The organism is Paenibacillus barengoltzii NBRC 101215, from assembly GCF_004000745.1.
Taxonomy (GTDB): domain Bacteria; phylum Bacillota; class Bacilli; order Paenibacillales; family Paenibacillaceae; genus Fontibacillus; species Fontibacillus barengoltzii.
This window is the reverse complement of record NZ_BILV01000020.1, coordinates 26891-46530: the sequence shown is the minus strand read 5'-3', so window position 1 is coordinate 46530 and position 19640 is coordinate 26891. Positions and strand designations below refer to the sequence as shown.

The window sequence follows — 19640 nt, the reverse complement described above, 5'->3', positions numbered from 1 at the left end:
ATTAAAAATTTAAGAATAGATCGGGGGAATGTGTGATGGAGCGGAAATCCTTTCAATTAGGCGATATCGTACAGATGAAGAAAAACCATCCTTGCGGGAGCAATGAAATGGAAATTATTCGGATGGGCATGGATATCCGCATTAAATGCGTTGGCTGCAAACACAGCGTGTTGGTGCCTCGGGCCAAGTTCGAGAAAAATATGCGTAAGGTGCTTCGGTCCGCTGCTCCAACACCCGATAATATGGCGTCGGATGAGCAATTACCTTCTGGGGAATAAGTAATTTATGAGATGAAGGATCCTCTCTATTGCATTTCGGATGAATTCATGGTACAATCATTCTTGCTGTGGAGAGGTACCCAAGAGGCCCAAGGGGGTTGACTCGAAATCAACTAGGCGTCGCAAGGCGTGCGTGGGTTCGAATCCCACCCTCTCCGCCATTTAATAACTCAACAGATGATGATAAGGCCTTCTACGTGATGAACGTAGAGGGCCTTTTTTGTTTTCTAAGAATGGATTGTCCCATAGGACTTTGTGACATGAAAGCTTAGTACCGGTTCAGAATCAGGTTGGTTTTAAGGGAATCGGCATGAACGAGCCAACCTTTCGCTTCCAGCGTGTTCATCAGCTTGGTTCGATTTAATGCAGCTTCGCCGTAGCTGTCCGTCTTAAAGGAGATCTCGATCAAATTCTCCATACCTGTACCGTCTTCGGTTCGAATTGGCATGACTTCGATATTCGTTTCAAGACCGTTAAATTCACCTTCATATTTACTGACGATTACTGGGCCATGGGCGCGGGAGCTTTTTAGCATGTCTTTCCCCCAGCCGGACCCATTAGTATTTTTAAGCTTACCCGGAATGTTGTCTACCAGCATGTTCAATACTTTGCTCTCTGACGGGATGGTAAGTCCCTTGGATGCAGATTCTTCTTTATCATTTGAGAAGCTCAGCGTCTGCTTGCTGTAGCCCCAGTCTACTTCAGCCTCATAGTTATCATCAGAGGAATCAAAGCCGGCTTGATTCGCTGCGGTAAGTGCGGCGTTGATGTCCCCGTTTGTTACGGTGAATCTTTTCTTATAGGTCAGTTCGTATTTCTTCTTGTCTTCCTTCTTGCGGAATCTGACATTCCAGCCTGAGCCGTTCAAATCCTGCGCATGGGTGTCAAAATACTCCACGAGCTGTTGATCAGCAGGACTTGTGATGTGAAATTCGCTGGTTACGGAGCTTTGCAGAGAGCCGTCGGCGTTTAGCACTTTCCCGGCATCCAGCAGGAATTTTACTTCGTAAGAAGGGACAGCGTTGGAAGCTGCCTGGACATCCGTTGCGGTTTGCCAGCCTGTCAGCAGAACAGCCGCAGTTAATGCGGTAGCAGTCATAGATTTGACAATCTTAGCTTTGATATTCATGATTTTCACTCCTTTTTAAAGTGGGGAATGCCTACAGACTTCACTTTAAAGAGGTTGTATAAGGATGATGTCAAAGCTGTTTTATGTTCTGGTAAAAAAAAGAAACATTTTCTTTAGGGCATCCAAGATTTATTGCTGGTCAGGATTTAGGCATTGAGACAGATGGGCGGTAAACTTGCGCAGCAGTGCAGAAGGATGGCGGTTTCGGTTAGTAGCCATATAGACGTAACGTTTGGCCTCATTGTCGGGTATCTTTCTCATTTGCAGTAGTCCGCGTTGTACCTCATCCTCAACTGACATTCGAGAAACGAAAGAAACATACTTGCCAAGCATCACCGCTTGTTTAATGGCTTCCAGAGAATCAAGCTCCAGTGAGAAGGGAAGACGCAGGCGGTTGCTTTCAAGCCATTTTTCCGCAAAGCGGCGGGTGCTGGACTCCATACCGTGCAAAATAAAGGGGGAAGAAGCAATTTGATCCGCAGTGGGTTCAGGCTGTGCGGCCAGAACATGATCTGGCGATAAGATCAGCACCAAGTCGTCTTCGCAGATGGCTTCCGTTTGCAGTTCCGCCGATATAAAAGGTTCCGTTGAAATAATACCTAAGTCAATTTGGTGTTTCTCAAGCATTTCCCGGATCACCGGCGCTGGTTTGACGGACAAGGAGATGTGTATACCAGGATATTCATTGGAGAAACGATGAATCATTACGGGCAGAAGATAAGTGGCCGGCACGTAGCTGGCCCCGATCTGGAGATGGCCCTTTCTTAGGGCATCAAACTCGATAACAGCTCGCTGCGCTTCGGAAGCCAAGGCCCCGATTTTAATAGCGTAATGGAGCAGGGCATAACCCGCGTCTGTCAAAATGATTTTCCCCATACGAGTATCAAACAGCTTTACACCGAAATCCCTCTCCATATTTTTCATGTGAAAAGTAACCGTTGGTTGTTTAAGGTCTAAGATCTCAGCCACGGTTGTAATCTTGTTGTATTTCTCAAGCAGTTCGACGATTCGCAGCTTGAGCAGATTTAGATTCATGATCTCCATTTAACCTCACAATCCCTTCCTTTTGTACGGGCCCATGTCTATATATTTAATCTATGAATGTTAAAACAAATCATTGAAAAAATTAATTTTGCATTTACATTGCTATAACACAGGTATTGAAATCGGTAGGTAAACTAAGGAATGTAAGCGGCATGGCGCCGTTTACCAGTTAACTGGGCAAGGAAGGGAACCTAATGGATTTATATATTAAAGGGTTGGAAAAGCGTTTTGGCTCTACAACTGCTTTATACCCCACTGATTTGAAGGTTAGGCAAGGCCGGTTTACTACTTTGCTTGGTCCTTCGGGTTGTGGGAAAACAACGCTGCTACGAATGATCGCTGGATTAGAAACCCCGGATCAGGGCTTGATCTCTTTTGGTGATGAAGTTTTGTATGACGGACCGGGAAGCAAGGTGACACCGCCGCATAAACGCGGATTCGGTATGGTTTTTCAGGATTTTGCCTTATGGCCGCACATGACGGTGTTTGAAAATGTAGCCTTTGGTCTGCGGACAAGTCGGCAGACGAATGGACTTCGCAAAACGGTATTGGAAGCATTGGAGAAGGTTAAGTTGGGCGGCATGGAACAGCGGTACCCACATCAGTTGTCTGGCGGACAGCAGCAACGGGTCGCTTTTGCCCGGGCGGTGGCCGTGCGTCCCCGTCTTGTCTTGTTCGACGAACCGCTGAGCGCGCTGGATGCCGTACTTCGTGAAGAGATGCGTGTTGAAATGATGGCGCTCGTTAGAGACTTGGGCCTGACAGCCCTTTATGTCACACACGATCAGATTGAAGCCATGTCGATGTCCGACGAGGTTGTGGTGATGAATGCAGGACGCATTTTGCAGACCGGTTCACCGGAGGAGGTGTACGGAAAGCCAGCAGATCCGTTTGTGGCCCGATTTATCGGCAAATCCAACTGGTTAAGGCATTCTAGCCAACCAGGCTCGCATTTGGAGCTGGCATCCGGAACTCAGTCTGCTGCAACTGCAATGTTCAGACCGGAGCACCTCTTTTGGGAGCAGGATCGAGAAGGGAGCCGCCAGTCTTATGAGGTGGAGGTCCTGCAGGTTAGTTACATGGGGGATCGGTATGAGATGCACATTCAAGCTGAGGGACAGGAGGTTTGGACGGCTTATCATCACAGCCGAATTCCGGTAGGAAGCCGTTTAAATGTATACCTGCCAAAGGGCCGGGTTACAAGTTTCTTGGAGATTGATCAGGCTAACCAAGGTAGTGGGAATATCAAAGTCGGCAGTTTGAATAGCGCCGCAAAAGTCGTAGGGATAGGCTACGGCAAAAGCCCAGCTATCGCTGGGAAATAAGGGATAACAGTATAAATCAAGGGGGAAAAGAAACATGGCGAATCACATTCCTAACAAGAAAAAGGGTAAATGGGGGACAGGCAGCGCGCTTGCTCTAATGCTCACTTTCGGCTTAGCCTTGACGGGCTGCGGCAGTAACACAACTTCAGGGGGAGCAGCTAGTTCGAACAATGGCAATTCTGCTTCGACCAATACCGCATCAACGGTTGCTTCTGCACCGGCCTCTAATGAAAGCAACAGTACTTCCGATTCAGCAGATAAGAAACTGACGGTGTACACAGCAGGGCCGGAAGGTTTGGCAACAAAACTGATTGAAGGTTATCAATCGAAAACCGGAGTAAAGGTTGAGGTATTCCAAGGCACGACCGGTAAAATTTTAGCCCGGCTGGAGGCTGAGAAGTCTAACCCGGTGGCGGATGTTGTGATCTTGGCTTCTCTTCCATCTGCACAAGGCTTGAAGCAGGAAGGATTAACGCTCCCTTATCCGGAAGCCGTAAATGCTGATAAGCTGAATCCGGATTGGTCCGACGCTGAAGGCAATTACTTTAGCACAAGTGCATCAGCGCTGGGCATCGCTTATAACACCAATCTGGTGAAGACCCCGCCAACATCATGGGAAGATCTAGCCAAACCTGAATTCAAAGACCAAGTAAACATCCCTGATCCGTCGTTGTCCGGTTCTGCGCTCGACTTTATGACCGGTTACCTGAGTGTTAAAGGAGACAGCGGTTGGTCCTTGTTCGAGGACTACAAGAAGAATGGCGTCGCTATGGCCGGAGCTAACCAGGAAGCATTGGATCCGGTTATTACGGGGGCTAAAGGCATCGTAGCTGCTGCGGTTGACTACATGACCTACAAGGCGAAAGCAAAAGGCGAACCGGTTGACATCGTGTATCCGAAGGAAGGGACCGTTATCAGCCCGCGTCCTGCACTCATTCTGAAATCAACTCAGCATGAAGCCAATGCCAAAGCATTTATTGATTACCTGTTGTCGGATGAAGCTCAAAAAATGGTTTCCGATGCAGCCCTTCTGCCGGGACGTACGGATATCAAAGCGGAAAACCGGGCCAATCTGGATGAAATTGGACAGTATCAAGTGGACTGGAATTGGATGAACGAGAACGGCGCAGACATCACTGAAAAATTTACACAGCTGTTCAAATAAAATGATGAAGTACTTGTCACTCAAATCCGCTAGGGTCTGGTTTATCGGATTGGCCCTGTTGGTTCTTACCGTCATGATTGTTGTTCCACTGATTGAAATCTTCATTCAAACGGTGTATCGAAACGGGGAGCTGCAGTGGTCAGCTCCTTTCCGTACGCTGGCGAAGTCCGGACTGACCGGTGTAATGTTTAGCTCCATTTGGCTTGGGATCTGTGTCATAGCTGGTACTACGGTATTGGCTTTGCCCCTGGCTTGGATAATGACTGCTACAAGGATCGGCCGCTGGAAGTGGTTGGACATTGTACTGCTCATTCCTTTTATGACGCCGCCTTACATCGGATCCATGGGTTGGATTCTATTTATGCAGAAGAACGGATACCTGGAGCAGCTGATCCCGTCTCTATCCCGAATTACGCCTTACTTCTTCACCTTTGGCGGCATGGTATTGATTATGAGCCTGCATCTTTATCCTTTTCTGTATTTGCTGCTGCGCGGCGCGCTTGAGCGAATTGGAGGGAGTATGGAAGAAGCGGCGGCTGTGATGGGAGCCCCGTTTTTGTATCGTTTCCGCCGGATCGTGGCACCGCTGCTTCTGTCTGCATACGGCATGGGCGCCATGCTGATCTTTGTTAAAACTATCGCGGAGTTCGGCACACCAGCTACTTTTGGCAAAAGAATCGGATATGAGGTCATGACCTCGGAAATCCATAAATATATCTCCAGCTGGCCGATTGATTTCGGCAAAGCTACAACCCTGGCATCGTTGCTGCTGACGGCCTGTCTGCTGATGTGGTATGTCCAATCCATACTGAGCCGCCGCTTTACTTACAGCATGGTAGGTGGGAAAGGCAGCCGCCGCGGCGCACTGAGGGAGAGCGGCTGGCCAGTTTGGATTAGCGCTATTTTTGTGGGACTTCTGCTTGTTTTCTCAATCGGGGTTCCTTATTTCTCGATCCTGGCGGCCTCAATGATGAAACTTCGCGGTGTGGGCCTGGCTTGGAACAACTGGACGTTCGATTACTATAAACAGCTGCTCACCTGGGGAACACCGAGTATGAAGGCACTGATGTCCAGCATCTGGTTGTCTTTCGTCGCTTCTACGGTTGCTGTGGTGCTGGGCACCTGGTTTGCACTGGTGATTCAACGCTCACGTACTATTGGACAGCGGTCGGTTGACTTGTTAAGTCTGCTGCCGAATACCGTGCCTGGCATCGTGATGGTGGTTGGCCTCATCCTGTTATGGAACTCACCTTGGATGCCCATTCACCTCTATAACACCTATGGCATGGTCATTTTAACGTATGTTATTTTATTTGTTCCTTATACCGTTCAATATGTAAAAAGCGCTGCAGGCCAGATAGACAGTTCCTTATTTCAGGCTGGGCAAGTATTTGGTGGACGCGCCCTTTATATTTTTAGAAGAATCATGCTGCCTTTGATTGTACCCGGGATGATTTCCGGCTGGATGATGACCTTTACGATTGCTTCGCGGGAACTGGTGGGCTCACTATTAATCCTTCCACCTTCAGTTCAGACCTCGGCCACCTACATTTTTGCTCAATTTGAGCAGGGGCAGGTTTCGTTAGGGATGGCGATGGCCGTCGTTTCGGTTGGTTTTACCACCTTGATGTTATTAATTATCGAGAGCTTGGGCTCCAGAAGAAAGTGGAATGCAAAATGATGAAACTTCATATATGGGGAGGGGCCGGAGAACATGGCCGCTCCTGTTATTTACTTGTCGGCGACCATCATCGGATATTATTGGACTGCGGCGTAAAAAAAGAAGACGAAGGCCAGTATCCGCTGCTCGATCCTGAGGTCATTCCTCAACTAACGGCGGTTTTTCTGTCGCACGCTCATGAGGATCATTCGATGGCACTTCCGTTACTATATAAGCACGGCTATAAAGGTCCGATCTGGACGACCAGGCCAACCGTTGATCAATTAAGCAGCTATTTCGCCAACTGGCGCAGTTATGTGAATGGCAGAGGCGCCAAGCTCCCATATACGGAAGAGCATATTGAAGCACTGCATTTCCGCTATCTTGAGGATCTGGCTCCCGCCATGCAATGGGCAGATTTGGGCATGCATCCAGCTTCTGTCCGGGTGAAGTGGGGGAGGAGCGGCCATTTGGCTGGTTCCATTTGGCTGCGGCTCGAGGTGGAGGATCACCAAATCTATTTCTCGGGTGACTATAGCTCGGAGTCGTTGCTGCTGGCTGTTGACTCGCCTAAGGAAAACGAGAGGGGAGCTGGCTTGGGGCCGGAGGAACCTGCCGATTTAGCCATTGTAGATAATGCCTATGGCAATGATCAAGAATCTCAAGAAGACAAACTGTTTCACCTTACCAAGGTTGCTCAAAAGACACTGGAACTAGGCGGGCATCTGTTGTTACCTGTGCCGGCTTACGGAAGAGGCCAGGATATGCTGATTTGGACCTGCGAGCAGTTCGAATCCTATAACATCATTGTTGAAGAGAAAATATGGGCTGGTCTGCAGCGGCTGCTGGAACAGCCGGAATGGCTTAAGGTTGGAATGAGCGAACGAATTCGACAGGCGCTGGATAACAGCCGACATAGAATCATTTTACCGAAGAATAATGAGGAACGTCTTCAAGCCTTAGGTCAGAAGGGGCCATGTGTCATTTTCACCAGTGACGGTATGATGGAATCCCCAAGAGCTCGCTGGTACTTCGATCAAGTAGCCGGGGATCCCAAGCATGCGGTCGTGATTACAGGACATGCTGCGCGTCATACGTTTGCTCACAATATACTGGTGGGGGGTATAAATAAACCGGATTGCCGCGTTCATCATATCCGTTACAAGGTACATCAAGGGCTGGGGGATGTAAGAAGGATGCTTGCAGAAGTTCCTGCTTTAAAGACATTACTTGTACATACTTCCAAAGTGAAAACGGACGAAGTATGCAGATTACTGTTAGAGGAAGGCCACCAACATATTTATTCCCTGCAACCAAGCGAAGAATTGGGGTTCTAAAACAAATGAAAACAGGACCCCGAAGGGTCCTGCTGACGGCGTTACTGTGGAGATTCTATGCTCACATCAAGGAATAGGATTTGCTGCCCCTGAAGGCAGCCTTGCCGTAAAGCGAAAACTTTGCGGTGTTTCTCCTTACTCCAATCTTGAGTTAGACTCCTAACAGCTCATGAAAAGCGATCTGGACCAACGGAACCACACCTCTCTTGTCGCCGTCGATTGTATTATGTGCAGATTCCCTCGTTTTATACACATCCATTACGAAAAATATAAATTAGTGAACACGAGCCTTTTCTTCTTTCTTCCACTTGCGATTCTTGTTTGTCGTTTCAGGGAATTTATCGCCCTTGTTCAACGTGATCCGTTTTGGATCTTTAATCTGCGTATGAAAGCTGCGCGCCTCGCCTACCTCAACGTAAACCCCCGGGTTCGGAGCGCGCATGCCTTCCTCGAATTCGGTTTGTTCACCCATACTGCGTTCCTCCTTTGCAATGCATTAGACTACATGGATATTGTTTGTCATGCGTTTTTTTTCATGTATCTTTATGGACCGATAATTATTTACAGGCAGCGTAATTTGAGGGAGCATACGGTTTGCATGGTAAAGCGCATGGGAGCGATCGATATGAGTATCGTATGGGCACATGGTGATCAATAGCAAAGGCAAGTTGTGGGAACTTGATCTGATCCTTGCGTGCCGACTTTGGATTTGATATACTATTACGGTGCGAGTTTACTCTCGCTCCTTGCTCCCAAACGGGACACGTATTGGGGGCCATAGTCCAAGAGGAGGTGAATCAGAATGCGCAAATACGAAGTGATGTACATTATTCGTCCTGACGTTGAACAAGAAGCTGTTCAAGCTACAGTCGAAAAATTCCAAGGCATCATCCAAAACGGCGGTGAAATTACCAAACATGAAGTGTTGGGCAAACGCCGGCTTGCGTATGAGATTAACAAGGTTCGTGATGGAATTTACGTTCTCGTGAATTTCACCGCTGCTCCAGAAGTTGTTGCTGAGCTGGAACGGATCTTGAAGATTTCCGACGAGGTTATCCGTTATCTCATCACGAAAGACGTAGCCTAATTCAAGTTTGAGTAACCATTGCCCGAAGGAGGGGATTTGATTGTTGAACCGTGTCATTCTCATCGGACGTCTTACCCGGGATCCGGAGCTGCGATATACGCCAGCTGGCGTAGCGGTAACTCAGTTTACTCTTGCTGTGGACAGACCGTTCACCTCGCAAGGGGGCGAACGTGAGGCGGATTTCATCCCGGTTGTTACCTGGAGACAGCTTGCCGAGACTTGCGCGAATTATTTGCGTAAAGGGCGGTTAACGGCTGTTGAAGGACGTATTCAAGTACGGAACTACGAAAATAACGAAGGTAAACGTGTATACGTAACCGAAGTTATTGCCGATAATGTCCGTTTCTTGGAATCGAACCGCGAGGGCGGTGCAGGTGGCGGCGGTACGCGGGAAGAGTCTCCATTTGGAGGCGGCAGCGGCGGCAACAGCCGTGGCGGCGGATTCTCGCGCAGCAATCAGAACGATCCTTTCTCCGACGACGGGAAACCGATCGATATATCGGATGACGATTTGCCATTTTAACAACGGAAAGGACTGAAAAGCATGAGCTTCAAGCAAAGAGAAGGCGGAGACGACAAAAGACCGGCTCGCCGCGGCGGCCGCAACAAACGTCGTAAAGTGTGCTACTTCACTGTGAATAAAATTACTCACATTGACTATAAAGATACGGAGCTGTTGAAGAAATTCATCAGCGAGCGCGGCAAAATTTTGCCTCGTCGTGTAACTGGCACTAGCGCGAAATACCAACGCCTTTTGACGATCGCGATCAAACGCTCCCGTCAAATCGCATTGCTTCCATACACAACGGAATAAGCGTGATCAGTTAGAACAACAACCGAACCTCAGGGTTCGGTTGTTTTTTGTTTCTATACAAAAAGGACTTAAGTCATAGAGCTTCGCTTACGACAAATCCAAGTAAACCTATTTAAAATAAAGTCGATTTATGACGAGAAAGATAGAACGAACTCGAAAAATGTTAACATCAATAGTACAGGACAAGTAAGAAAAATTAACGTTCAACTTTTTGTAAACGCTTCATATTAAATATTTCTATAAAATACTAGTAAATTAGGGTTAATTAGGATCCGACAATCGACTAAAAAAATTATTGACGTAAGATATTTTCACATGTATTATGATCAATAATTGAACTGGTGCATATCCCTGATAGGGACCGGCTTAAGATGCTTATTAACCGATGGTTTATATCAAACCTATGTCACACTTTGTTACAAACGGCTGACGTTGTGTCTCTGTTTTTAGGGTACAAGTCATGGGGAGATAGAGCCATAGGGACGTAAGTGAGTTGTTTTGTCCAGGATTAAGCACTGTGAGAAGCAACTAGAGAGTGATGAAGGGGGAGGTCGAAAGGAACATCCTGGCAAGAGGAAAGGCATGACGAACTGCACGTTCTCAACAATTAAACAAGGAGGAGTCAACTCACATGGTGGCAAAGAAGAGAAGATTATGGTCCATCTTACTTATTTTATCTCTCGTAGGTATTTTGTTTGCAGGTTGCAGTACCAATAACACAGCTTCCAATTCGCCGACTCCGACAGAGAACAACACAACTCCAGAAAACACAACGGAACCGGAAACAGAACCATCGGCAGATGAGCCGGTAGACGGAGGTACAATTGTCCTTTCAACTTTTTCGGATATTGTTACTTTAAATCCTATCTTTATTGGTGATACTTCTTCCGGAGATGTGGAGCAGTTCCTTTTCTCCAAACTGTACGATCTAGACCGTGAAGGAAATGTAGTTGTCGAGCCTTGGTCTTTGGCAGCCGAGCCTCCACAAATTTCTGAGGACGGTTTAACTTATACCGTGAAGCTGAAAGATACCGCAAAATGGAGTGACGGGCAGCCGGTAACGGCCGACGACATCGTATTTACATTTGATACGATTCGTAACCCAGAAACGGGTTCCCCAGCGATCAGCTCCTTCGATAAGGTAGAGAGCGTTACAAAAGTGGATGATTTGACCGTCAACATTAAGTTGCAATCCGTTTACGCTCCGTTCTTATATACGCTGGTTACCGATTTGGTCCCCTACCATGTGTTGAAGGATGTTCCTGTGAAGGAACTTCAACAACATCCATATGGTACAGATCCATCGAAAACCGTAACGAACGGGCCATGGAAGTGGACAGAATGGAAACAAGGCGAAAGCCACACGTTGGATCTCGATCCAAACTACTGGGGTACGCAGAAGCCGCATATTCATCAAGTCATCTATAAAATTTATGCCGACCAAAACACCCAAGTTCAAGCCTTGTTGAAAGGTGATGCAGACCATATCAGCGCCATTCCGGTGACGCAGGTTGAAGCTGTTAAATCGAATAAGGATATTAACGTCATCCAAAAACCGGGTCCGACTTATGAATACGTCGGGTTTAACTTCGATCCGAAGAACTTCCCGGACAACTACGGTTTGTTCCAAAGTCAAAAGACAAGACAGGCGATTGCATACGCAATTAACCGTCAAGGGATGGTTGACAATGTCTTGAAAGGTGTCGGTGCGCTGATGAACGCTCCGTTCCTGCCGGACACTTGGGCGGATCCGAAGGATGCTGCTGTCAACTATAACTATGATACGGAGAAAGCAAAACAATTGCTGGCAGAAGACGGTTGGGTTCCTGGCAAAGACGGGATCCTTGAGAAAGACGGTCACCGCTTCTCCTTCGAACTGCAATATAACGCCGGTAACAGCCGCCGTGAACAAGTGGCTGCGATTATCCAGCAAAACTTGAAAGATGTTGGTATCGAAGTTACGCCTAAAGGCATCGACTTTGCCGCATGGATCGATCAGAACGTCAACCCAGGTAAGTATCAAGCCATTTTGTTGGCATGGTCTCTGAACAACCCGGATCCGGATGCAGAAAGCATTTATTCTTCGAAATACTTCCCACCGGCAGGTCAAAACACCGGTTGGTATAAGAACGAAAAGCTCGACCAATTGTGGGTAGACGGATACTCCACAGTTGATCAAACGGAACGTCAAGCGATCTATAAGGAACTGGCGAAGGAAATCTCTACAGACTTGCCATATGTCTTCCTTTATCAATATGGTAACGCCATCGGTACGGGTCCAAGAGTTCATTGGAAAGAAGAAGACCGTCCAGAACCATCGTTGGGCTACGGATACTACTTCCATCTGATCAACTGGTGGGTAACGGAATAAGAAGAGCGGATACAGGAAATAGAACCGCAGGAGGGGGAAAGGGAGTATTCTCTTTCTCCTTCTCCCTTTCAAGCTCTATTTTTATCCTGTGGTTCTATACCTAACTATGTTTAGGAGGATAAAAGATGACAGAATATCTGATCCGTCGCTTGCTGCAATCGGTCTTGGTCATTTTCTTGATCACCGTCGTGACGTTTTTGCTGATCCATGCCGCTCCAGGGGGACCAACGCAAGTCTTCCTTGCTCCGGGTTTATCGCCGGAAGCATTCGAGCAGCAGAAGCAAAACCTCGGTCTGGATAAGCCCTTACCTATTCAATATCTACGGTGGGTTGGGGACTTGCTGCAAGGTGACTTAGGATATACGTTCAAAAACCATTTGCCAGTTGGGGATTTATTGTGGCCTCGTATCGGGAATACGTTCGTTTTAATGGGCTCCGCTTGGTTGTTAACCTTGATTATTGCGCTCCCTTGGGGCATTTATAACAGTACAAAAGAATATGGATTATCTGATCAAACGGCATCCTTTATTTCTTATATCGGATTTGCGATGCCAACCTTCTGGTTCGGTATACTTTTGCAACAGTGGTTCTCACTAGGCCTCGATTGGCTTCCCCTATCGGACATGCACTCCAGGGGGAAGGAAGACAGCCTGCTTGACCTATTACTGCATCTAGTGCTTCCCATCACGGTATTATCGTTAGGATTCCTTGCTTCTTATATTAAGTATGCCCGTGCAAGTATGTTGGAGGTCCTTGAAATGGACTACATCCGCACGGCTCGGGCAAAGGGTGTTAAGGAAAGAAAGGTTGTGTTCCGACACGCCTTACGGAATGCGCTTATTCCGATCATCACCATTTTAGGACTGGATTTACCGCTGCTTGTCGGCGGCGCTGCCCTCACGGAAAACGTGTTTAACTGGCCGGGGATGGGGCGCCTCTATGTCGAGATGGCTACGGCACGGGAGTATTCTGTTCTGATGGCGATTACGATCGTTACTTCGGTTATGGTTATCCTTGGTAGCTTACTCGCGGATATTTTATATGCCATTGTAGATCCACGGGTTAAATTGGGTGGAAAGGGGACGAAAGCTGCATGAGTGATCTCAAGGTAACGATATCGCCGGGAACATCTCCCGACGTGCCAACTCCTGAACCAAGTCATGCATCGGATCCCCAGAATGCGGTAGCTGCACTTCCAGCCAAGAAGCCGCTGGGTCCTTGGGGCCTATTATGGAGAAAATTCTCGCATAATCCCTATGCAATGACAGGGTTAGTCGTGTTACTGATTTTTATTCTGGCTGCGATTTTTGCCCCTTGGCTTACCAAGTATGATCCGGCCAAGATCGATCTGATGTTCCCGAATCTCCCAGCAGGGACCGATGGGCACCTGTTAGGCACGGATGAATTAGGACGTGACGTGTTCACAAGACTGCTGTATAGTGCAAGAATTTCCTTATTAATTGGTTTTTCCGTCGCCGTAGCTTCGGTCATCATCGGTTCGATTATCGGTGCGTTATCCGGTTATTTCGGCGGATGGGTCGATACGGTCTTCATGCGGATCGTCGATGTGATGAACTCGGTACCTACGTTGTTCCTTAACATTTTGGTACTGGCGATTTTTGGGTCGGATATGAAATATATGATTATGATTTTGGCCTTTACCAGCTGGATGAGTATTGCACGGTTGGTGCGCGGGAATTTCCTTCAATTGCGGGAAATGCAATACGTTGAAGCTGCGCGTGCCATCGGGGTATCGAATACAGGCATTATTTTCCGTCATTTATTACGGAACTCTACGTTTCCGATTATTGTGAATGCAACCTTGATGGTTGGTTCGGCGATTTTGAGCGAATCGGCTTTGTCTTACCTTGGTTTAGGCATCCAACCACCGGCAACAAGCTGGGGATTGATGTTAAGTAATGCACAAGAATTTATGCTCGTTGATAAAATGCAGGCAGTTTATCCCGGCTTATGCATCTTGATCGTCGTTCTGGCGGTGAACTTCATCGGGGACGGCATCCGCGATGCGCTGGATCCAAGACAGAATCTGAATAAATCCCGGAGGAGGCTGGCAAAATGGCGGAGAAACTTCTCGAAATCCGGAAACTGACGGCGGGCTTCTTAACGGAAAATGGGGTTGTGAAAGCGACCGACCGGATCTCGTTATCCATAGAAAAGGGACAGACGGTTTGCTTAGTTGGTGAATCGGGGAGCGGAAAGAGCGTGACCTCACTCGCCATCATGCGGCTGATTGATTATGCCGGCGGAGTGATCATGGATGGCAGCATTAAGTTTCGCGGTCAGGATTTAGCCACCAAGAAACAGGAAGAGATGCGGCAGATCCGTGGCAACCAAATTGCGATGATCTTTCAGGATCCCATGTCGGCGTTAAACCCGGTATTTACGGTAGGGGAACAGATTGCCGAAAGCTTGCGGTTGCATCAGAATAAGGATGCGGATGAGGCTTGGAATATGGCTGTTAACCTGTTGAAGCTCGTAGGCATCCCTGCGCCGGAAATTCGCGCCAAGCAATATCCCCATGAATTGTCGGGCGGCATGTGCCAACGGGTCGTCATTGCCATTGCCTTAGCCTGCAACCCGGAGCTGTTGATTGCTGACGAACCTACGACCGCGCTGGACGTGACGGTACAGGCGCAAATCCTTGATTTGCTGCGGAAGCTGCAGGCCGAGCTCGGCATGTCCATTCTGCTGATTACCCATGATATGGGCGTAGCTGCGGAAATGGCAGATCGGGTCGCTGTTATGTATGCGGGGGCGATCGTTGAAGAAGGTCCAGTGGAAGATATCTTCAATCAACCCAGTCATCCATACACCACAGGGCTGCTCCAATCGATCCCTGGATTTGAAGGGGAACGGGGAGGAGAACTGTACACGATCCAGGGGACAATCCCGCCAATCGGTCAATTGCCTTCCGGCTGCCGGTTCCACCCCCGCTGCCCGCATGCGAAGGAGGTTTGCCGGCAGAAGGAACCACCGGAGTTTATGATCGGAGCAGATCATCGTGCTTCCTGCTGGCTCTATGAGGATAAGCCGGTAAGCAAAAGCGATGACCACAGCAGCAGAGATGAGGTGAAACCCGCATGACGACAGAAACGGCGAATGTAGAAGTAAAGCGACCGAGCGGTTTGAAGTCCGATGAGATTCTGGTAGATATCCGCGGGATTAAGAAGTATTTCCCGATTCATAAAGGCTTGCTCAGCCGGGTCGTTGGTCAAGTGAAAGCGGTAGATGACGTATCCTTAGCGATTCGAAAAGGGGAGACCTTCGGGCTCGTCGGAGAATCCGGCTGCGGCAAGTCAACGCTGGGACGTGTCATTCTTCGCTTGCAAGGAGCTACGGAAGGAGAAGTCATCTACCAGGGGCGGGACATTCATTCTTTACGGGGGCAAGAGCTGCGGAAGCTTCGGGAAGAGATGCAGATTATTTTCCAGGATCCGTTCGGTTCCCTAAATCCTCGTTTTCTAGTAAAAGACATCATCGGCGAACCTTTACGCGTTCATCGCAACCTATCTTCCAAGGAAATAGATGCTAGAGTCGTGGAGCTCATGGAATTGGTAGGGCTGGATGCCAGCCGGCGCAATCGCTATCCGCACGAATTTTCCGGCGGTCAGCGGCAACGGATTGGTATTGCCCGGGCAATAGCTCTGAATCCGAAGTTTATCGTCGCGGATGAGGCGGTATCGGCACTGGACGTGTCCGTGCAATCACAGGTCATTAACCTGTTGATGAAGCTGCAACGTGAGCTCGGATTGACGTTCCTCTTCATTGCCCATGGCCTTAACGTCGTTCGGCATATCTCCGATCGGGTCGGCGTCATGTATTTGGGTAAGCTGGTAGAGGTCGGAGAAACGGAGACGTTATTCAATTCTCCGCTGCATCCATATACAGCCGCTTTATTGTCGGCCATTCCAAAGCCGACGCCAGGTCGGAAGCGGGAACGGATCGTGCTACAGGGGGATGTTCCTTCTCCCGCAAATCCGCCTTCCGGATGCCGCTTCCACACCCGCTGTCCGTTTGCCCAGGAGCAATGTGCCAAGGTGGAACCGCCATTGATTGAGGCAGCTCCCGGACGCCAAGTGGCCTGCCACTTCCCGTTGCAACCGGAGACCGTGTTGGCTTAAACAGACGCCTTCTCGCAAAAAAACAGGCTGGTTCATGACGGTAGAGGTCCGATCTCCGGTAGGAGCGGGCCTCCCTTCTTTTTTCGTCCAAGCTTCATTGGTTAGTAGACCAGCATCTACATATCCCGCATTGTTGTACCCGATTTCCTCGATGTGTTATAGTACAAAGCGGTAGAGTTGTTTTGAAAAATGATAGATAAGTTAAGCAAGGATGAGTAAAAACGTAGTGATATGGCAGATAGAGAAGGAAATCAACCAGAATGGCGATGGAGGCGTAAAAAACCATGATCGAACGTCGTAGCAGAAAGAAGATGAAATCGAAGAATAAACGCAAGAAAATCGCGTGGATTGTACTCATAGTTCTGTTGGTGGCGGGGGCCGGGGGATATTTGTTCCGCAAGCCGCTTGCCGTGATGGCCTTTGACTTGTTCCTGTCAGGCAAAGTTGAGCAGACGTTGGAACGCTCGTATTCGCCAATTGAAGGGGAAGAGCCCCGTCCGGTGGAGCCGGTGGAAGAGAAGATGAAGCCATTCAGCACTCTGCTGTTAGGTGTGGATCAACGGAATAACGAGCCAGCTCGCTCCGATACGATGATCTATGCGGTGGTGCGTCCGGAGGATGCCAAGGTGTTGCTGATCTCCATCCCGCGCGACACGTATACCGAGATCGTCGGCAAGGGTAAGGAAGATAAGATTAATCATGCGTATGCGTTTGGCGGGGAGAAGATGGCCAAGGATACGGTGGAGAACTTCATCGGCTATCCGGTGGATTACTATGCAGCCGTGAACTTCCAAGGGGTGCGTGACATCGTGGACGCGCTGGGCGGTGTAGAGCTGCCGATTACGAAGGATATTGTCAATAAACAAGCGGATCATGAGAAGTTTACGATTAAGGCAAATAAACCGTTGTACGACGGTACGGAGGCGCTCAACTTCGTCCGTTATCGGGAAGACAGTGATTTTAACCGGACAAAACGACATCAGGTGTTCCTGAACGCCATGGTGAACCGGATGTTAAAGCTGAACCAAGTGACAAAAATCCCTGAATTAATCAACCTGATGGGGGATAATTTTAAGACCGACTTGCCGCCAAGCCAAATCATCGAATTGTCCAAGAAGGTCTTGTTGGGAGATACTTCTCCGCAAATTAGCGGCTTTACGATTTTAGGCAAAGGCATTCGGATCAATGGGGTTTATTATGATAAAGCGAATGAAGAGGATGTTGATTTCGCCAAAGAGATGATCGACAATTGGCTGAACCCGGATACGGAGGCGTTTGAATTGATCCTTCCGGAATCCCGTGATGCAGAGAAGACAGATGCGGGGCAAAACGGCGCGCAGGGAACGGCGGCAAATACGAGCAAGAATGAGTGATCGTGGGGCATCATACCTTAGATTATAATGTGAATATACCCTGATTTCAGACAACGGCAGTCCGGAGTTCCGGCTGCCGCTTTCATGCCGCCGGTTCTGGAACAACTTCGGTTTCGAAACGTATCAAATAGGGGAGTCTGAATGAAAGGATGAGGAGGATTTCGTTCTCATGAATATAGCGTTTTTTCTGCTTCCGAAAAATGACGTGGTCACCATGACGTTGGAGTCCACGTTACGGCAGACGCTGGAGCGTATGGAGTATCACCGTTATACGGCCGTGCCGATCATCGATCACGATGGGGTGTATGTCGGTACGGTCACGGAAGGCGATTTATTATGGCACATGAAAAATTCGAGCGGCAAGATTACTTTTGAGACCGCTTCAAAATTTCTCCTGAAGGACGTGCCGCTGAAGATGGACATCAAGCCGGTACGAATCGATGCCGATATGGAGGATTTGATTAATCTGGCGAAGGTGCAGAACTTCGTGCCGGTTGTCGATGACCGGTGCCGGTTTATTGGGATCGTGCGGCGTAGTCAGATCATCGAATATTGCGAGAAGTTCGTGACCCGAAATACGGCACAAACCCAATAAATCCTAAAGGTTTGCGTCTTTTGTCGCGTTTGCTATATGCTATAATGAAGAATAAAGCTTTTTTCGGGGAGGGTCGAAGCTGTCCGAGATGCAAAGGGAAATGGATGTAGCCAAGCGTGCCAAAGTGATTGAATGGCTCAAAACGGAAGTAGTCGATCACGTATCCCGTTTGTTTAAGGCATTATGGGAAGGCAGCACGACACGGGTAACGGACAGTCTTGCCAGCCTTATCGTCAGCAGTTATATTTTGGGGCGGAGACTCGGTGTTTCCTATCGGGATATGGATGACAGTATCTTGGAGAAACTGAGAAAACATAAGCAGGAGGGTCACCAGCTCGAGGATTGGTATCAAGATATTTCTACCCTGGAAGAACATATGTCTAAGAGGTGAACCCATTTGAAGTTACGCTGGACATCGGTGGCCTGGAGCGCCGTATATTTGCTGCTTCTGTTGTCACTTGCAACTCCGCTGACCGTGATCACGATGTTTTTTCTGATCGTGCCGGGTATTTTGCTGTACACCACCTTGTCGACAAGAGCGTTTTTTGTGCACGTCGCGGTGGTCTGGCTGGCGGTTGCATTGATCTTCGGCCCGCTGATCTTGTTGCAGGCCGTCTATTTTATTGTTCCTTCGATCGTGATGGGCTATTTATATAAGAAAAGAAGCCCGGCGTTCCGCACGGTCATGGCGGGAGCCGGCACCATTTTGCTGGAGTTTTTGCTGGTACTGCTGATCAGCACCGTCTTCTTCAACTTTAATCTGGCGAATGCGATTGAGGACCTGGTGAATGCGGCGATGGCTCCGTTCACGAATGTCGCTGACAGCTCGTTGACTGGCACCATTGTCTGGTCGCCAGAGATGAGCCAGCAATTCTCCAGCTTGACGGTGCGGATGATTCCCTTTACGATGATCGTCTGCTCACTGCTCATGGCTGCAGTAGCCCATGCCATCTCCCGGCCTACGTTGTCCAGCTTGGGTCATGCGGTGCCGAAGATGCCGCCGATCCGTGATTGGCGGTTGCCGCGTTCGCTGATTTGGTACTATTTGATCGGCGTATTGCTGCAGTGGTTTGGCGGAGAAGCAGTAAGCCAAGGATTCTTGGGCACGATTGTGCTGAATCTGATGCCGCTGCTGCAATTTCTCTTCATGGTGCAAACGGCAAGCTTCTTCTTCTTTGCCGCCTACCATCGCAAGTGGAATCCGGTGATTCCAATTCTGCTCATTGTAGCGCTGTTGTTTATTCCGCCGCTTCGAATCGTGGGGATTTTGGACATTGCATTCCCGCTGCGGGATATGATTACGAGACCAAGACGATAGGG

20 protein-coding genes and 1 tRNA gene are annotated in these 19640 nt (G+C 48.6%); 18 read left to right on the top strand and 3 right to left on the bottom strand.

The features are described from left to right. Positions 1-35: 35 nt before the first annotated feature. Together PBA01S_RS07990 and PBA01S_RS07985 are read left to right on the top strand one after the other, a co-directional pair. Positions 36-278: a DUF951 domain-containing protein gene (locus tag PBA01S_RS07990; RefSeq protein WP_016314575.1), complete on the top strand. Its 243-nt coding sequence runs from the start codon at positions 36-38 to the stop codon at positions 276-278. 70 nt (positions 279-348) lie between these two features. Further along, positions 349-439 (top strand) — tRNA-Ser (locus tag PBA01S_RS07985). Positions 440-546: 107 nt separating this feature from the next. Here PBA01S_RS07985 and PBA01S_RS07980 read toward each other — a convergent pair. Further along, positions 547-1407 carry a hypothetical protein gene (locus PBA01S_RS07980; RefSeq protein WP_028539968.1) on the bottom strand — a complete coding sequence of 287 codons (861 nt, stop codon included), beginning with the start codon at positions 1405-1407 and terminating at the stop codon, positions 547-549. Between the two features lie 129 nt (positions 1408-1536). Further along, positions 1537-2442 (bottom strand): LysR substrate-binding domain-containing protein, encoded by a 906-nt coding sequence (locus PBA01S_RS07975; RefSeq protein WP_085169971.1) that lies wholly within the window; start codon positions 2440-2442, stop codon positions 1537-1539. Positions 2443-2645: 203 nt separating this feature from the next. Between PBA01S_RS07975 and PBA01S_RS07970 the strand changes: the two genes are divergently transcribed. Genes PBA01S_RS07970 through PBA01S_RS07955 form a run of 4 tightly spaced genes read left to right on the top strand, consistent with a single transcriptional unit; the run spans position 2646 to position 7938 of the window. Continuing rightward, positions 2646-3776: an ABC transporter ATP-binding protein gene (locus PBA01S_RS07970; protein ID WP_084628936.1), complete on the top strand. Its 1131-nt coding sequence runs from the start codon at positions 2646-2648 to the stop codon at positions 3774-3776. A 34-nt stretch (positions 3777-3810) separates the two neighbouring features. After that, positions 3811-4941: an ABC transporter substrate-binding protein gene (locus tag PBA01S_RS07965; protein ID WP_085169961.1), complete on the top strand. Its 1131-nt coding sequence runs from the start codon at positions 3811-3813 to the stop codon at positions 4939-4941. Positions 4942-4945: 4 nt separating this feature from the next. Beyond that, a complete protein-coding gene (locus PBA01S_RS07960; RefSeq protein ID WP_028539965.1) occupies positions 4946-6622 on the top strand; it encodes an ABC transporter permease in 1677 nt (558 codons plus the stop codon). Beyond that, positions 6619-7938: an MBL fold metallo-hydrolase gene (locus PBA01S_RS07955; RefSeq protein ID WP_127575747.1), complete on the top strand. Its 1320-nt coding sequence runs from the start codon at positions 6619-6621 to the stop codon at positions 7936-7938. Before PBA01S_RS07960 ends, PBA01S_RS07955 begins: the two co-directional genes overlap by 4 nt. A 274-nt stretch (positions 7939-8212) precedes the next feature. Here PBA01S_RS07955 and PBA01S_RS07950 read toward each other — a convergent pair whose 3' ends face one another. After that, positions 8213-8410, bottom strand: coding sequence for a YjzC family protein (locus PBA01S_RS07950; protein WP_028539963.1), 198 nt, complete (start codon positions 8408-8410; stop codon positions 8213-8215). A gap of 330 nt (positions 8411-8740) precedes the next feature. Here PBA01S_RS07950 and rpsF point away from each other — a divergent pair, with 330 nt between their 5' ends. The 12 genes from rpsF (at position 8741) to PBA01S_RS07890 (ending at position 19638) form a co-directional block, all read left to right on the top strand. Continuing rightward, a complete protein-coding gene (rpsF, locus tag PBA01S_RS07945; RefSeq protein ID WP_009223358.1) occupies positions 8741-9025 on the top strand; it encodes a 30S ribosomal protein S6 in 285 nt (94 codons plus the stop codon). Positions 9026-9065: 40 nt separating this feature from the next. Further along, positions 9066-9548, top strand: coding sequence for a single-stranded DNA-binding protein (gene ssb, locus PBA01S_RS07940; protein WP_028539301.1), 483 nt, complete (start codon positions 9066-9068; stop codon positions 9546-9548). A 21-nt stretch (positions 9549-9569) separates the two neighbouring features. Then, positions 9570-9839, top strand: a complete 270-nt coding sequence (gene rpsR / locus PBA01S_RS07935) for a 30S ribosomal protein S18 (RefSeq protein WP_009223360.1) — start codon at positions 9570-9572, stop codon at positions 9837-9839. Between the two features lie 631 nt (positions 9840-10470). Next, positions 10471-12210, top strand: coding sequence for a peptide-binding protein (locus PBA01S_RS07930; protein WP_085169958.1), 1740 nt, complete (start codon positions 10471-10473; stop codon positions 12208-12210). Between the two features lie 125 nt (positions 12211-12335). Further along, positions 12336-13307 carry an ABC transporter permease gene (locus tag PBA01S_RS07925; protein ID WP_127575746.1) on the top strand — a complete coding sequence of 324 codons (972 nt, stop codon included), beginning with the start codon at positions 12336-12338 and terminating at the stop codon, positions 13305-13307. Beyond that, a complete protein-coding gene (locus PBA01S_RS07920; protein ID WP_016314564.1) occupies positions 13304-14320 on the top strand; it encodes an ABC transporter permease in 1017 nt (338 codons plus the stop codon). The genes PBA01S_RS07925 and PBA01S_RS07920 overlap by 4 nt, the downstream gene beginning before the upstream one ends. Beyond that, positions 14287-15315, top strand: a complete 1029-nt coding sequence (locus PBA01S_RS07915; protein ID WP_016314563.1) for an ABC transporter ATP-binding protein — start codon at positions 14287-14289, stop codon at positions 15313-15315. Before PBA01S_RS07920 ends, PBA01S_RS07915 begins: the two co-directional genes overlap by 34 nt. Further along, positions 15312-16352 (top strand): ABC transporter ATP-binding protein, encoded by a 1041-nt coding sequence (locus PBA01S_RS07910; protein ID WP_028539297.1) that lies wholly within the window; start codon positions 15312-15314, stop codon positions 16350-16352. Before PBA01S_RS07915 ends, PBA01S_RS07910 begins: the two co-directional genes overlap by 4 nt. Positions 16353-16636: 284 nt before the next feature. Continuing rightward, a complete protein-coding gene (locus tag PBA01S_RS07905; RefSeq protein ID WP_028539296.1) occupies positions 16637-17725 on the top strand; it encodes an LCP family protein in 1089 nt (362 codons plus the stop codon). Positions 17726-17894: 169 nt separating this feature from the next. After that, positions 17895-18320: a CBS domain-containing protein gene (locus PBA01S_RS07900; RefSeq protein WP_016314560.1), complete on the top strand. Its 426-nt coding sequence runs from the start codon at positions 17895-17897 to the stop codon at positions 18318-18320. An 88-nt stretch (positions 18321-18408) separates the two neighbouring features. Then, positions 18409-18711 (top strand): MazG-like family protein, encoded by a 303-nt coding sequence (locus PBA01S_RS07895; protein WP_028539295.1) that lies wholly within the window; start codon positions 18409-18411, stop codon positions 18709-18711. A gap of 6 nt (positions 18712-18717) precedes the next feature. Beyond that, the gene (locus PBA01S_RS07890; protein ID WP_127575744.1) at positions 18718-19638 is read left to right on the top strand and encodes a DUF2232 domain-containing protein; all 921 of its coding nucleotides are present in this window, start codon (positions 18718-18720) and stop codon (positions 19636-19638) included. Positions 19639-19640 lie beyond the last annotated feature (2 nt).

Coding starts and splice junctions, on each gene's coding strand:
- PBA01S_RS07990 (WP_016314575.1), top strand. CDS start 36: ATGGAGCGGAAATCCTTTCAATTAGGCGATATCGTACAGATGAAGAAA.
- PBA01S_RS07980 (WP_028539968.1), bottom strand. CDS start 1,407: ATGAATATCAAAGCTAAGATTGTCAAATCTATGACTGCTACCGCATTA.
- PBA01S_RS07975 (WP_085169971.1), bottom strand. CDS start 2,442: ATGAATCTAAATCTGCTCAAGCTGCGAATCGTCGAACTGCTTGAGAAA.
- PBA01S_RS07970 (WP_084628936.1), top strand. CDS start 2,646: ATGGATTTATATATTAAAGGGTTGGAAAAGCGTTTTGGCTCTACAACT.
- PBA01S_RS07965 (WP_085169961.1), top strand. CDS start 3,811: ATGGCGAATCACATTCCTAACAAGAAAAAGGGTAAATGGGGGACAGGC.
- PBA01S_RS07960 (WP_028539965.1), top strand. CDS start 4,946: ATGAAGTACTTGTCACTCAAATCCGCTAGGGTCTGGTTTATCGGATTG.
- PBA01S_RS07955 (WP_127575747.1), top strand. CDS start 6,619: ATGATGAAACTTCATATATGGGGAGGGGCCGGAGAACATGGCCGCTCC.
- PBA01S_RS07950 (WP_028539963.1), bottom strand. CDS start 8,410: ATGGGTGAACAAACCGAATTCGAGGAAGGCATGCGCGCTCCGAACCCG.
- rpsF (WP_009223358.1), top strand. CDS start 8,741: ATGCGCAAATACGAAGTGATGTACATTATTCGTCCTGACGTTGAACAA.
- rpsR (WP_009223360.1), top strand. CDS start 9,570: ATGAGCTTCAAGCAAAGAGAAGGCGGAGACGACAAAAGACCGGCTCGC.
- PBA01S_RS07930 (WP_085169958.1), top strand. CDS start 10,471: ATGGTGGCAAAGAAGAGAAGATTATGGTCCATCTTACTTATTTTATCT.
- PBA01S_RS07925 (WP_127575746.1), top strand. CDS start 12,336: ATGACAGAATATCTGATCCGTCGCTTGCTGCAATCGGTCTTGGTCATT.
- PBA01S_RS07920 (WP_016314564.1), top strand. CDS start 13,304: ATGAGTGATCTCAAGGTAACGATATCGCCGGGAACATCTCCCGACGTG.
- PBA01S_RS07915 (WP_016314563.1), top strand. CDS start 14,287: ATGGCGGAGAAACTTCTCGAAATCCGGAAACTGACGGCGGGCTTCTTA.
- PBA01S_RS07910 (WP_028539297.1), top strand. CDS start 15,312: ATGACGACAGAAACGGCGAATGTAGAAGTAAAGCGACCGAGCGGTTTG.
- PBA01S_RS07905 (WP_028539296.1), top strand. CDS start 16,637: ATGATCGAACGTCGTAGCAGAAAGAAGATGAAATCGAAGAATAAACGC.
- PBA01S_RS07900 (WP_016314560.1), top strand. CDS start 17,895: ATGAATATAGCGTTTTTTCTGCTTCCGAAAAATGACGTGGTCACCATG.
- PBA01S_RS07895 (WP_028539295.1), top strand. CDS start 18,409: ATGCAAAGGGAAATGGATGTAGCCAAGCGTGCCAAAGTGATTGAATGG.